The sequence below is a fragment of the Streptomyces sp. NPDC047028 genome (genome assembly GCF_040644095.1).
Taxonomy (GTDB): Bacteria; Actinomycetota; Actinomycetes; order Streptomycetales; family Streptomycetaceae; genus Streptomyces.
The window spans coordinates 87,866-100,456 of sequence record NZ_JBEYVS010000004.1 but is presented as its reverse complement, the minus strand read 5'-3'; the positions used below and the strand labels follow the sequence as shown (position 1 = coordinate 100,456).

13 protein-coding genes are annotated in these 12,591 nt (G+C 70.3%); all 13 read left to right on the top strand.

The window, feature by feature from the left end; genetic code table 11:
• The first annotated feature begins 22 nt into the window (after positions 1 to 22).
• The 13 genes from ABZ854_RS05435 to ABZ854_RS05375 all read left to right on the top strand — a co-directional run bounded on the left by ABZ854_RS05435 (position 23) and on the right by ABZ854_RS05375 (position 12,578).
• The gene (locus ABZ854_RS05435) at positions 23 to 898 is read left to right on the top strand and encodes a P22 phage major capsid protein family protein (RefSeq protein ID WP_361204611.1); all 876 of its coding nucleotides are present in this window, start codon (positions 23 to 25) and stop codon (positions 896 to 898) included.
• A gap of 42 nt (positions 899 to 940) precedes the next feature.
• Positions 941 to 1,867, top strand: a complete 927-nt coding sequence (locus ABZ854_RS05430; protein ID WP_361204609.1) for a glycosyltransferase — start codon at positions 941 to 943, stop codon at positions 1,865 to 1,867.
• Positions 1,858 to 2,529, top strand: a complete 672-nt coding sequence (locus ABZ854_RS05425; RefSeq protein ID WP_361204606.1) for a hypothetical protein — start codon at positions 1,858 to 1,860, stop codon at positions 2,527 to 2,529. Before ABZ854_RS05430 ends, ABZ854_RS05425 begins: the two co-directional genes overlap by 10 nt.
• Entirely contained in the window at positions 2,514 to 3,149 is a 636-nt protein-coding gene (locus tag ABZ854_RS05420) for an FkbM family methyltransferase (RefSeq protein WP_361204603.1), read from the top strand. Before ABZ854_RS05425 ends, ABZ854_RS05420 begins: the two co-directional genes overlap by 16 nt.
• Positions 3,146 to 4,114 carry a hypothetical protein gene (locus tag ABZ854_RS05415; RefSeq protein ID WP_361204601.1) on the top strand — a complete coding sequence of 323 codons (969 nt, stop codon included), beginning with the start codon at positions 3,146 to 3,148 and terminating at the stop codon, positions 4,112 to 4,114. The genes ABZ854_RS05420 and ABZ854_RS05415 overlap by 4 nt, the downstream gene beginning before the upstream one ends.
• A gap of 3 nt (positions 4,115 to 4,117) precedes the next feature.
• Positions 4,118 to 4,528, top strand: coding sequence for a hypothetical protein (locus tag ABZ854_RS05410; protein ID WP_361204598.1), 411 nt, complete (start codon positions 4,118 to 4,120; stop codon positions 4,526 to 4,528).
• Positions 4,522 to 4,842, top strand: coding sequence for a hypothetical protein (locus ABZ854_RS05405; protein WP_361204595.1), 321 nt, complete (start codon positions 4,522 to 4,524; stop codon positions 4,840 to 4,842). Before ABZ854_RS05410 ends, ABZ854_RS05405 begins: the two co-directional genes overlap by 7 nt.
• Before the next feature lie 11 nt (positions 4,843 to 4,853).
• Positions 4,854 to 5,204 carry a hypothetical protein gene (locus tag ABZ854_RS05400; RefSeq protein WP_361204592.1) on the top strand — a complete coding sequence of 117 codons (351 nt, stop codon included), beginning with the start codon at positions 4,854 to 4,856 and terminating at the stop codon, positions 5,202 to 5,204.
• Positions 5,201 to 5,632, top strand: a complete 432-nt coding sequence (locus ABZ854_RS05395; protein ID WP_361204589.1) for a minor capsid protein — start codon at positions 5,201 to 5,203, stop codon at positions 5,630 to 5,632. Before ABZ854_RS05400 ends, ABZ854_RS05395 begins: the two co-directional genes overlap by 4 nt.
• Before the next feature lie 10 nt (positions 5,633 to 5,642).
• Positions 5,643 to 6,119, top strand: coding sequence for a phage tail tube protein (locus ABZ854_RS05390; protein WP_361204586.1), 477 nt, complete (start codon positions 5,643 to 5,645; stop codon positions 6,117 to 6,119).
• Positions 6,119 to 6,637: a hypothetical protein gene (locus tag ABZ854_RS05385; RefSeq protein ID WP_361204583.1), complete on the top strand. Its 519-nt coding sequence runs from the start codon at positions 6,119 to 6,121 to the stop codon at positions 6,635 to 6,637. The genes ABZ854_RS05390 and ABZ854_RS05385 overlap by 1 nt, the downstream gene beginning before the upstream one ends.
• Positions 6,638 to 6,848: 211 nt before the next feature.
• Positions 6,849 to 9,395, top strand: coding sequence for a phage tail tape measure protein (locus tag ABZ854_RS05380; protein WP_361204580.1), 2,547 nt, complete (start codon positions 6,849 to 6,851; stop codon positions 9,393 to 9,395).
• A 3-nt stretch (positions 9,396 to 9,398) separates the two neighbouring features.
• Complete coding sequence (locus ABZ854_RS05375; RefSeq protein ID WP_361204577.1) at positions 9,399 to 12,578, top strand: hypothetical protein; 3,180 nt, start codon at positions 9,399 to 9,401, stop codon at positions 12,576 to 12,578.
• The last annotated feature ends 13 nt before the right edge of the window (positions 12,579 to 12,591 follow it).

Here is a 12,591-nt window from a genome sequence, read left to right as displayed (position 1 = left end):
CCACCCACGTTAGGAGGCCCCCGTGGCCAACTCGTTCCTCTCCCCCGACCTGATCGCCACGAGGGCGCTCGCCACGCTGTACGACACCACCGTCATGGCACAGCTCGTGCACCGCGACTACGACGCGGATTTCCGCGGCCGGCAGGGCGACACCGTGACCGTGCGCAAGCCGGCGACGTTCACCGCGGCCGAGTTCAACCGCGGTACGGGCATCGTGTCGCAGAACGCCGTCGAGGGCAGCGTCGATGTGACGCTGAACCACTTCGCTGACGTCTCCTTCACCGTGACGACGGAGCAGCTGAACCTCGAGATCGAGGACTTCGGCACCCAGCTCCTCGACCCGGCGATGGAGGCGATCTCTCAGAAGATCGACACCGATCTGCTGGCACTGCGGGACGACATCGTCCAGACCGTCGGCACCACCACGGGCCGCACCCCGGCCGACCCCGAGATCCTCATCGACGCGGGCACCAAGCTGAACCAGGCGAAGGTGCCGACGACGGAGCGGCGCGCGGTGATCGGCCCGGTCGCGAACGGCAACTGGCTGGACTCCGACGTCCTCAAGCTCGTCAACGAGTCCGGCAGCACGGACGCGCTGCGCGAGGCATACCTCGGCCGCCGGCTGTTCGGGTTCGACCCGTACTGGACGCAGCACGTGTCCGAGCCGGAGCAGGGTGTGGCGTTCCACCGGACGGCGTTCGCCCTGGTGATGCGTCCGCTGGAGCTGCCGCCGGGCGCCCAGGACGCCGTGATCATGGACTACAAGGGGTTCAGCCTCCGCGTGGTCTACGACTACGACATCAAGTACAAGCAGACCGTCGTCTCGGTCGACTGCCTGTACGGCACGAAGACCCTCGACGCGAACCGGGCCGTCCTCCTCGAGGCCGCCGGTTCCTGAGCCTCCCTTCCGGGAGTGGGTGGCGGTGAAAGGGGGGCGTCAATGCGCTGTGTCGTGCTCGGCGCCCCCCGGCCGCTGCACCTGAACCGGTGGAAGGACTGCCTCACCGAAGGCGGGCAGGAACTCGGCTGGGACATGCTGCACCTGCCCGCCCGGGACATCCCCGCCGCCGAGGTCATCAGCGCCTGCCGGGGCGCCGACATGCTGATCTGGGCCCGCACCCACGGCCACAACCCCACCGGGAACATCCCCGGCATGCTGTGCGCCATCGAGGACGCGGGCACTGCCACGGTCGCCCTGCACCTCGACCTGTACTGGGGCATCCGCAAGCGTGAGCAGCAGATCGGCATGGACCCGTGGTGGTCCTGCCAGTGGGTGTTCACCGCCGACGGCGGCCACCAGGCGGAGTTCGCAGCCCGCGGCGTCAACCACCGCTGGTTGCCGCCGCCGCTGGGCCGCCGCTGGCTCGGCCGCTCGGCCCCGGACCGGCGTCGCTTCCCCGGCCGGGCGGTGTTCGTGGGCGGTTACTCGCCGGGCATCCACGGCCAGCATCGTGCGCAGCTGCTCACCTGGGCGCGCCGCCGGTATGCGTACGGCTTCCAGCAGTACGGCCGCAACCGTCCGGTGTGGGGGAAGGATCTCGGCGCCCTGTACGCCTCCGCTGAGGTGGTCCTCGGGGACTCGGCGCCGGCCGCCCGCTACTGGTCGGACCGGATGGTGTGCACGATGGGCCGGGGCGGGCTCCTCGCGCACCCGCGCACGGAGGGCATGACCGAACTCGGGTTCACCGACGAGGTGATGCTGACCTATGAGCGGGGCGACTTCGCTGGTCTCGGTGAGCGCATCGACGCGCTGACCGCGGCCGAGCGGCGGACTATGACCGACTCGGCGATCACGCTGATCGGGGAGCGGCACCTGTGGGAGCACCGGCTCCGGGACATCCAGCAGGAGGTGTTCGGGTGCGGGTGATCATCGCGTGTGCGGGCTCCCAGGAAAAATGGGGCGGCCACCTCGGAGTGCCCTCCCATCTGGTGCCGCTGCGCGCGCATCACGGCGTGCCGCTGCTGTACCGCACCGTCGGCCAGGCCCGCGAGCTCACCGACGACGTGCACCTGACCTGCCCGGCCGGCGACCCCCGGTACAAGCTGCCCGGCGTGACTGTGCACGAGCAGGACGGCAGCGCACCGTCGGAGTACGCGGCCACCCGCGACCTGTGGAACACCCGCGGGCGGACGGTGCTGCTCCTCGGCGACGTGTACTTCACCGACCAGGCCATGGACACGATCGGCTCGTTCCGCCCGCAGACCTACCGCGTGTTCGGCCGCGCCTACGGATCCCGGATCACCGGCACCCCGTACGGGGAGATCTTCGCCGCGTCCTGGTGGCCTACCCAGCACGCCCGCATGGACAAGCGGCTGGCGCACATCCACGAGCTGCGGGCGCTGGGGATCGTGACCCGGCCGCCCGGCTGGATGCTGCTGCGGTCCTGGCAGAACACCCGCCTCAACCAGCACATCGTGACCGCCGATTGGTTCACCCCGATCAACGACCTCACTGACGACTTCGACACGCCGCGCGACTTCGAGCGGCACCCAGCAACCCGGGAGGCGCCCACGTGGCCAACGTCATGAGGGCGCTGCCCGCCCTCCTCGCCAGGCTCGGCTGGACCCCGCAGCATCTCGTCCACGTCGGAGCCCACGAGGGTCAGGAGATGCCGTTCTACCGGGAGGCCGGCATCCCGCGGGTCACGCTCGTGGAGCCCATCCCGGCGCTGGCCGCGCGCCTGCACCACGAGCACCCGCAGGCAGTCGTCCACGAGTGCGCGTGCGCGAGCACGCCCGGACGGGCGCGCCTGCACGTGATGGCCCGCACGAACCTGTCCACCCTCGCCGCCCCGCAGCGCGGTGACCGCCTGGCCGACACGATCGACGTGGAGGTCCGCCGCCTCGACGACCTCGCCCCCGACGCAGACGCCGCAGTCATCGACGCCCAAGGACGGGAACTGGACGTGCTGGCGGCGGCGCCCTGGCCGTCGCTGCGGATGGTGATCGTGGAGACGTGCACGGTCGACGACGCGACGATGGCCGCACCGTACGGCGAGACGTCCGCAGTGATGGCCGAGCGAGGCTTCTTCGAGATCGACCGCTGGGTCCGTGACTACGACTGGCTGAACCGCTGGGCGCGAGGGCCCGGGCAGGCTGCGCGCGGCGGAGAGGTCCGCGACGTCGTCTTCTACAAGCAGTCGTCGTGAGCGTCGCCGTCCTGGTGCCGTGGCGGCCGGACGGCGGGCCCCGGCAGGCAGTGTGGGCGTGGATGCGCTCGCAGTGGGCGGCCGCGCATCCGGGCTGGGAGATCGTCACCGGCGCCTGCCGCGAGGGCCCGTGGTCGAAGGGCGCCGCGGTCGCCGACGCGCTCGAGCAGAGCAGCGCGGACGTCCTGGTCGTCGCCGACGCCGACGTGTGGTGCATCGGCACCCCGTTCGCCGTCAACGCCGTGGCCTCCGGGCGGGCCCGGTGGGCGATGCCGCACCAGCTCGTCCACCGCCTCACCGAAGACGCCACCGACGCTGTTCTCCGGGGCGCGCCCATGCCCGGCCAGCCCACCGTCGAGACCCATCCGGGGATGCCCGGCGGCGGCATCGTCGTCCTGGCCCGCGACGTCCTCGAGGGCGTGCCCATGGACCCGAAGTTCACCGGCTGGGGGCAGGAAGACCAGGCGTGGGCGCTGGCCCTGACCACGCTCGCCGGCCCGATGTGGCGCGGCCACGCGGACCTGTTCCACCTGTGGCATCCGCCAGCCCCGCGCCGCACCCGATCGGTCGGCTCTCGCGAGTCGCTGGCCCGTTACCGCCGATACCAGCAGGCCTCCGGCCAGGCCGCCCAGATGTGGGCGCTGGTCGCCGAGTTCTGCCCGACCCCCTTGAGAGGCTCCCCGATGGCCTACCGCTACCGCAACGACAACACCGGCGACGAGGTGGAGTACGCCCACCCGAACGCCCGGCTGGAGATGCTGCCGAACTGGCAGCGGATCCCCGCGACGGAACCGGAGCCCGAGACGCCTCAGGCGCCGCCGGAGCCGGGCGTACGGCCGGCGCAGCAGGACCCGAAGGCCGCCTGGCTGGAGTACGCCACCAGCCTCGCCAAGGACCCCGACGAGGCTGCGGAGATCGCCACCCTCACCAAGGCCGAGCTGATCGACCGCTACGGCAAGGAGTAACCCGTGAGCAGGGTCTACGCCACCGTCGAACAGCTCGCCGACTACCTCGACACCGCCGCCCCGGCGAACGCGACGAAGCTCCTCCGTGACGCATCCTCGGCGCTCGACGATGCTCTGCTCACTGCGATCTACGACACCGACGACGCGGGCATGCCCACGGACACGGACGTGATCGAGGCGTTCACCGAGGCGGTGTGCGCGATCGTCGAGTGGTGGCAGGAGACCGGCGACCCAGTCGGCGCTGACGGCGGCTGGCAGTCCGTGTCGGCCGGGCCGGTGAGTCTGTCCCGCGGCTCGGACACCACGACGGCGCAACCGGTGGCGGGCGGATACCTGCCGCCTCGCGCGGCCGCCGCGCTGCGCCGGATGCCGCCCGAGAAGCTGCGTCTCGGCGTGGTGGTCAGCCCATGGTGAGGCAGGTCCCCGGGTTCCTGCTGCGCCACCAGGTGACCGTCGAGGCCTATCAGGGTTCCTCCAGCCTCGGCGACCTCTACGACAGCGCCGAGACGGTCGACTGCCTGTGGGACGAGTCCACGCAACAGGTCACCACGCCGGGCGGTGAGCAGGTCACGTCCACCTCGTCATATATCGCCCGGCCCGACCACCGGCCGCCGCTGAACAGCCGGGTGACGCTCCCGGACGGCCGGGTTACGAAGATCGTCCACGTGGCCCGGGCGGATGGCGCAGGCCTGCCCGTCCCGTCGAATACGCAGGTGTTTCTCCAGTAGGGAGGTCCGCCATGGCCGCGCGTTTCGTCCTCCGCTTCAACGCGGGCCCCGTCCGGCGGGAGTTGCGGGCCGGCGCCGTCCGGGGTCTCCAGCTCGGCGCCGAGCACGTGCTGACCGAGTCGCAGCAGGTGGTGCCGCTCGACGAAGGCCCGCTGCAGAACTCCGGCACCAGCTCGGTGGATGCCCGTTCGCTGACGGCCGCGATCGCCTACGACACCCCGTACGCGGTCCGCCAGCACGAGAACCTCGACTACCGGCACGCCCCCGGCCGTACCGCGAAGTACCTGGAGAACCCTCTGAACGCCGCCCGTGCGGAAGTCCTCGCGCTGGTCGCCGCGCAGATGCGGAGGTCGCTGCGGTGAGCCACGACTCCGATCTCCTCCAGGGCATCGCCCAACTCCTGGATACCGCTGGCGTCGGCGTGTACGACCCGGACAGTGTGCTGCCGGCCGATGCCACGGGGATCGTCCTCGGCAAGGTGCCCGACGGCCCGGACCGGGTGCTCGGCCTGACCCCGTATCCGGTGGCCGACGACGACTCCACGGACTCCGTGACGGGCGTGCAGGCGCGCATGCGGGCGGGCGTGAACCCGCTCGACGTGATCGCCCTCGCCGACGCTGTGTTCGACGCCCTGCACAACGTCCGCTCGTACACGGCCGGCGGCGTGTGGGTGGAGATCTCCTGGCGGAACTCCCAGGCATGGATCGGCCAGGACACCAGCGGCCGCCAGGAGCTGACCGCGAACTACTACTTCCGGACGGTCCGGTCCGGGATCCACCTGAACCCCTGAGGAGGACGGGATGTCCACACCCACCGAGGAGAACGAGCTCGCCCGCGACTGGCGCCTGGAAATCAACATGGGCACCGACGACGTGCCGGACTGGCAGCTGTGTCCCGGCGTCCGCGAGTTCCAGCCCAGCAGCGAGCCGAACATCGAGGACAGCTCCGACTACGACTCCGACGGCTGGGCCGGGAACGTCAAGACCGCGCAGGCCTGGGAGCTTTCGGTCACGATCCGACGCAAGGCCAACAAGACCAGCAAGGTCTACTCGCCGGTCCACGAGGCAATCCGGCTCGCGCACTACGCGTACGGCGACGCCAACCTGGTGCACCTGCGCTACATGAACCGCGACGGCCTCCCCGAGGCGTACGAGGGCAAGGCCATCCCGCAGTGGGCGCCGTCCGGCGGCGAGTACTCCGCCCTCGGCGAGGTCGAAATCACCTTCACCGGTGACGGGCCGCTGACCGCGATCGACAACCCGCTGGCAGGGAGCTGATGGCCGCCCAGTTCGAGGCCCTCGGCGACTTCCTCGACGACTATCTGGAGCTGCCCGTCCGCTGCGAGGACGGGCAGATGCGCACCTTCCGCATCCCGTCCCCGCCGGCCAAGGTCGGCCTGCGCGTCGACCAGATCACCAAGACCGCCGCCCAGGTGTTCCTCGGCGGCGCCGACGTGGACACCGCCGTCCTTGACGACGACCAGGAGAAGGACCTCTTCCGTCTCGTCCTCGGGCCCGTTCACGACGAGATCGCCGCGCATCTGGGCTGGTCGCGGTTCCGGCATGTCGCTCTCACTGCCATGGTGTGGATCCTCAACGACCGGGATGCGGCCGCGAAGTTCTGGGCCGGTCGCGACCCTTCTCTCCTGGCCCCGAACCGGGCGGCCCGTCGGCAGCGGAACTCTCAGCGCTCGGAGTCGGCTGCGGCGAATACGACCCGGTCACGGGGCTCTACGAGTGGTACGAAGGCGGGCGGCCAACGGCGTCGCAAGCCCGGCGGCAAGGCCCGCGGCTGACCCGCACTGACCTGCTGGAGCAGTGGCCCCTGGTTGAGGCCGACTTCCAGGACACCTACGGCCTCGACCTCAGCACCCCCGACCTGCTCGACGGCAGGTCGTGGCGCTGGTTCCTCACCCGCCTGTACGGGCTCCTCGCCGCCGAGACCCGGCTCTCCAGGCACTTCGCACCTCCCCCGCCCACGCAGCCCCGTTCACGGAGGAGGTAGCCATGGCCCTCGTCGTCGGCGAACTCACCGCCCTGATCACCCTCGACGACTCGGGCGTGGACCCGGCACTACGCCGCACCCAGCAGGCCATGCGGCAGGCCGGACAGCAGCTCGGCCGGGCCGCCGACGACGCCGGGCAGCAGGCCGGGCAGCAGCTCGGCGGTGGCTTCGTCCGCGGCGCTGACGGCCGGTGGCGGGACATGCAGGCCAACCTGGTAGACGCCGTCACAGCGGCCACCCTCGAGGCCGAGTCCCGGGCCCGCCGTGGCGGCCAGCAGGTCGGGCAGCGCTTCGACGACGGCGTGGAGCGGGGCGCCCGGCAGGCTGGCGACGACCTCGCCGACGGTGTACGGCGCGGCGCCGGTGACGCCGCCGATGCGGCTGCTGATGCTGGTGATGACGCCAGCGGATCGTTCCTGGACCGGATGCGGGGCAGCACCTCCGACGGCATCGGAGAGATCGCGGGCAACATCCGAGAGGGCCTGACCTCCAAGCTGGGCCTCGCCGCTGTGGGCGCAGCGGCCGGCGGCGCCCTGATGTCGGCCCTGAACGAGGCCGTCGAGCAGGAGAAGATCGCCGACCGGCTCGGGGCAAAGCTCGGCGCGACGGGCCCGCAGGCCCGGAAGTACGGGCACATCGCCGGGAAGCTGTACGCGGACGCGGTCACCGAGGACTTCGAGGGCGCAGCCGACGCGATCGGCGCCGTGATGGGTGCCGGCCTGGTCGACCCGACCGCGACGAACGAGCAGATCCAGTCCATCTCCACGAACGTCGCTGACCTGGCGACCACGTTCGACCAGGACCTGGGTGGCGTCGTCAACGCGGTCTCGCAGATGGTCCGCACGGGCCTGGCGAAGAACAGCAAGGACGCCCTGGACATCCTGACCAAGGGCTTCCAGTCGTCGGCGAACAAGGCCGACGACCTGCTGGACACCTTCAACGAGTACGGCACCCAGTTCAGGAAGGCCGGCGTGTCCGGGGCGCAGGCCGTCGGGCTGATGAACCAGGCCATCCAGCACGGCGCCCGGGACGCGGACATCGCCGCCGACGCGATCAAGGAATTCTCCATCCGTGCGGTCGACGGTTCGACGACCACCGCGCAGGGTTTCAAGGCGCTCGGCCTCAACGCCGACGACATGGCCAAGAAATTCTCCAAGGGCGGCAAGACCGCGAACGGTGTCCTCGACCTGACCCTCGACAAGCTCCGCAACGTCAAGGACCCGGTCAAGCAGTCCCAGATCGCCGTAGAGCTGTTCGGTACCCAGGCCGAGGATCTCGGGCAGGCCTTGTACGCCATGGATCCGTCGAAGGCCGTCAACACCCTCGGCAAGGTCGGCGGCGCCGCCGACAAGATGGGTGACAGCCTCCGCGACAACTCCAGCACGAAGGTGGAGCAGTTCAAACGGGGCATGAAGCAGGGCCTCGTCGACTTCCTCGGCATGCACGTACTGCCCGTCCTGGACAGCGTCCGCCAGGGGATCGGGAACCTGTGGGCCGACGCCGGGAAAGGCAACCAGCAGGGCGCCGACCGCGTCCTCGCGTTCTTCGATCTGTTGTGGCAGGGCATCCAGACGAAGATGGACCAGCTCGTGCCGAAAACGATCGACGGCCTGTCACAGGCCGGTACGAAGATCGCCGAGTACATCCAGTCCAACCCCGAGGGCGCGCTGAAGCTCAGCCTGATCGCGGCCGCGATCGCCGCAGCGATCATCACGCTGCCCGTGCTGGTCGCCGCTTCGGTGCTCGCCGCGGCCACGGTCCTGGTGGGGAACTTCACCACCAGCATGATCAGCGGCATCAACCGCCAGATCCCGAAGCTGGGGTCGACCATCGGGGGCTGGTTCTCCGGCCTGTGGTCCAACTACGTGGCCGGCCCGGTCTCCCGCCAGTGGAACAGCTTCATGAGCACGGTGCGCGCCCTGCCGGGCCGGGCACGCTCGGCCCTGGGGTCGCTCGGCTCCACCCTCTCGGGCGTCGCCTCGTCGGCGTGGCAGAGCTTCCGCAACGCCGCCTCCTCGAAGTGGAGCGGTTTCGTGTCGTGGCTGCATGGCCTTCCCGGCCGGGCCAAGGGCGCGGTCGGCGGAGGCATGCGGTCAGCGCTGTACGCGCCCGGCCAGTGGCTCGTGGAGGGCCTGTGGCGGGGCATCGCCTCGATGGGCGGCTGGCTGCGTTCCACGCTGATGGGCTGGGCTCGCAGTGCGATCCCCGGCCCGATCCGGAAGGCGCTGGGGATCGGCTCGCCGTCCAAGCTGATGGCCGCCGAGGTCGGGCACTGGATCCCTGCGGGCGTCGCGATGGGCGTGACGAAGAACGCGGGCGTGGTGGCGGACTCGATGCGGTCTCTGGTGAGCATCCCGAGCCCGTCCGTGCCGATGGCGATGGGCGCCGAGGCTGCCGGCGGCGGAGGCGGCGCGTTGGGGTCGTCGGCTGCGCCGCGGGTGGTGAAGGTCGGTTCGGACGGCTCCGCGCTCGGCAACCTGCTGATCGCTGAGCTGCGGAAGAAGATCGGCGCCCTCGGGGGCGATGTCCAGTTCGTGCTGGGAGGGTGAGTCGTGGCGTTTCCCGTGACCCCGCTGGGGCTGAAGGGCGAACTGGTTCTCGGGGACACCACGGTGGACATCACCGCGGACCTGTACACGCGTGACCCGATCACGCACACGCGGGGCCGACAGTACCGGGCGAACGCCGCGGACCCGGCGGCATGCACGGCGACGATCCGGAACCGGGACGGCAAGTACACGCCCCGCAACCCTGAGGGCCCGCACTACGGACTGCTCGGGCGGAACACCCCGTTCCATATCAGCCTCCCGGGCGCCGAGCCCTTCCTCGCCACCTCCGGCACCACGGTCTCCAACAGCGGGGCGAGCACGCCGGACACCGCCGTCCTCGACATCACCGGCGACATCGACGTCCGTATCGAAGCGACCCTCGAGAACTGGACCGCATCAGGCTCCGTCGAGCTGTGCGGCAAGGGCAACCAGGGCGGCGACCAGCGCTCCTGGGAGCTCATGATGCGCGACGGACGCCTCCGCTTCGAATGGGATCCTCTCGGCGACGGGACAACGCTCGGATCGGTCTTCTCCGAGGCGCAGGCGTGGTGGCCAGGTAGCCGCCGCGCCGTGCGAGCCACACTCGACGCGGACAACGGAGCAGGCGGATGGACAGCACGCCTCTACTCCGGGCCGTCCATCTCCGGCCCGTGGACCCTGATGACCGAGTTCACCAATCCGTCGACGACCACGAGCATCTTCAACAGCGACGCCCCCCTGATGGCGGGCAACGGCTGGGCCGACCTGGGATTCCCGGGCCCGAACGGCCGGATCCACCGCTTCGCGCTGCGTGACGGCATCGACGGCACCGTGGTCGCCAACCCGGACTTCACCGCGCAGACGCCCGGCGCCACCTCGTTCGTCGACGACGCCGGCCTCACCTGGACCATCGAGGCCGCGAGTTCGATCAGCGACCGGGTGACCCGCTTCAACGGCGAGGTCCCGGAATGGCCCCCGAAGTGGGCACAGTCCGAAGCCGATGCGTGGACGCCGATCGAGGCCGCGGGCATCCTCCGCCGCATGGGCCAGGGACAGAACCCCTTGCAGTCGACACTGCGCCGCCGCGTCCCGTCCGGGGGCCCGCTGGCCTACTGGCCGATGGAGGACGGCGCGAACGCCACCCAGGCGGCATCACCCATCGACGGCGTCAACCCGCTGCGGGTGTCCGGGCTGTCGTTCGCCGCCGACGACACACTGTTCGGCTCGGACGCGCTGCCCACCCTCGGCCAGACGGCGAGCATCTCCGGGAAGGTGCCGGGTGCCACGGCGGGCGGCTGGCACACCGAAATGGTGTACAAGCTGGACAAGCTGCCCTCCTCTGAACAGACCATGTTCACGGTCGACCTGGCGCCAGGAACGGGCGGTGTCACCCAGGCGCGGGCGCGCGTGTCCACCGCGGGCATCCGGGTCCAGGCCCTCGACAGCGACGGCACAGTGGTCGCCTTCGTCCTGTTCACCGATCCCGACGCCCTCGCCGCCTTCACCGGCGTGTGGAACCGGCTTCAGATCTTCTCCGCCATCAGCGGCTCCAGCACCTACGTCAACGTCGCCTGGCGAGACGTCATCACAGACGTCTGGTGGTACGCCCGCACCATCTACACCGGCACGCCCGGCGCGGTCACCGGTGTCACCGGTTCATGGGGATCGGACTTCGAGGGCATGGGCGTGGGGCACCTGGCCGCCTTCGACGTCGGCGGCACCACCGCACCGGCAGCCAGCGTCACCATCTACGACTCTGCGGATGACGGGTTCAACGGCGAGCGCGCCGGGGACCGGATGGTGCGCCTGTGCGCCGAGCAGGGCGTAGCCCTGACCGTCGTCGGTGACCCATCGGACACGGAGCAGGTGGGACCGCAGCGGCCTGCGGCTCTGATGGACCTGCTACGTGACTGCGCGAACGCTGATGGCGGAGTCTTCGGTGAGCGGCTGGAGCAGCGTGAGCTGATCTACCGCACCCGCGTTGACCTGTACAACCAGGCCCCGAAGCTGACGCTGGACTACGCGGCCGGCCAGCTGGCGCCACCGTTCGAACCGATCGAGGACGACCAGGTCCGTAACGACTGGGAGGTCACCCGGCAGGGCGGCAGCAGCGGCTACGCCACCCTCACCGAGGGCGCCTTGTCCGTACAGGACCCCCCTGCCGGGATCGGTCTGTACGACGACAGCGTCACTCTCAACCTGTACGACGACGGCCAGACTGACCAGGCTGCGGGGTGGCTGCTGCACCTCACCTCATGGGATGAGGCCCGCTACCCCGCCGTCACGGTGCGCTTGCACAAGCATCCGGACCTGATCCGGGACGTGCTCGGGCTTAACGTCGGCGACAAGATCCGTATCGAGAACCTGCCCTCTCGGTTCGCGGCCGGCGGCGCTGTCGAGCTGCTCGTGGACGGCTGGTCAGAGGCTCTCCTCCCGAGGAAGTGGGAGATCACGTTCAACTGCTCCCCGGCCGGACCCTGGACCGTTGGCCAGGTCGCGGTCGTCGAGGACTTCGAGGACAGCGCCACCGTGGTCACCGCAACCGACGGCGGAGACCTGCCCTGGGGGCGGACCCAGACCCACTTCAACACCGGCAGTTGGTCGCTGCAGTCCGGGGCGATCACCAACAACCAGACCAGCGACTACATCGTGGCCGTGCCCAGCGGGGTCACCGAGCTGACGTTCTGGTACCGCACCTCATCCGAGGAAGCGGGGACCGGGTTCGAGGGCGACCGGTTCCTCGTCCTCGTCGACGGCACCCAGGTGCTGCGCGCGCAGGGCGAGACCGGCTGGACCTCCACCACGGTGGACGTCACTGGAGCCAGCCAGGTCACGTTCCGGTACGCCAAGGACAACTCGTCGTCGGCCGGTGAGGACGGCGCATGGATCGACGACCTCACTTTCGCCGGCGCGCCGATGCACGTGGACACCGACGGCAGCGAGCTGGCCGCGGACGCCACCAGTACGGCGACGAGCCTGTCTGTGGCCACGACCGACGGCCCGGTCTGGGTGGACTCGACGACGTACCCGGCGGAGTTCCCCTTCGACATCACGGCCGGTGGTGAACGCATGCGGGTGACCGGGATCTCCGGCACCTCGTCGCCGCAGACCTTCACCGTCGTCCGCAGTCTGAACGGCGTGGTCAAGGCACAGACCGACGGGACCGACGTCCGCCTCGCCGACCCGGCAATCGCGGCACTGTAAGGAGCACAAGCCC

What these genes read in the sequence shown, in the direction of transcription:
- ABZ854_RS05385 (WP_361204583.1), top strand. Translation starts at nt 6,119, where the DNA reads ATGGCCGCCCAGTTCGAGGCCCTCGGCGACTTCCTCGACGACTATCTG.
- ABZ854_RS05405 (WP_361204595.1), top strand. Translation starts at nt 4,522, where the DNA reads ATGGTGAGGCAGGTCCCCGGGTTCCTGCTGCGCCACCAGGTGACCGTC.
- ABZ854_RS05430 (WP_361204609.1), top strand. Translation starts at nt 941, where the DNA reads ATGCGCTGTGTCGTGCTCGGCGCCCCCCGGCCGCTGCACCTGAACCGG.
- ABZ854_RS05390 (WP_361204586.1), top strand. Translation starts at nt 5,643, where the DNA reads ATGTCCACACCCACCGAGGAGAACGAGCTCGCCCGCGACTGGCGCCTG.
- ABZ854_RS05380 (WP_361204580.1), top strand. Translation starts at nt 6,849, where the DNA reads ATGGCCCTCGTCGTCGGCGAACTCACCGCCCTGATCACCCTCGACGAC.
- ABZ854_RS05400 (WP_361204592.1), top strand. Translation starts at nt 4,854, where the DNA reads ATGGCCGCGCGTTTCGTCCTCCGCTTCAACGCGGGCCCCGTCCGGCGG.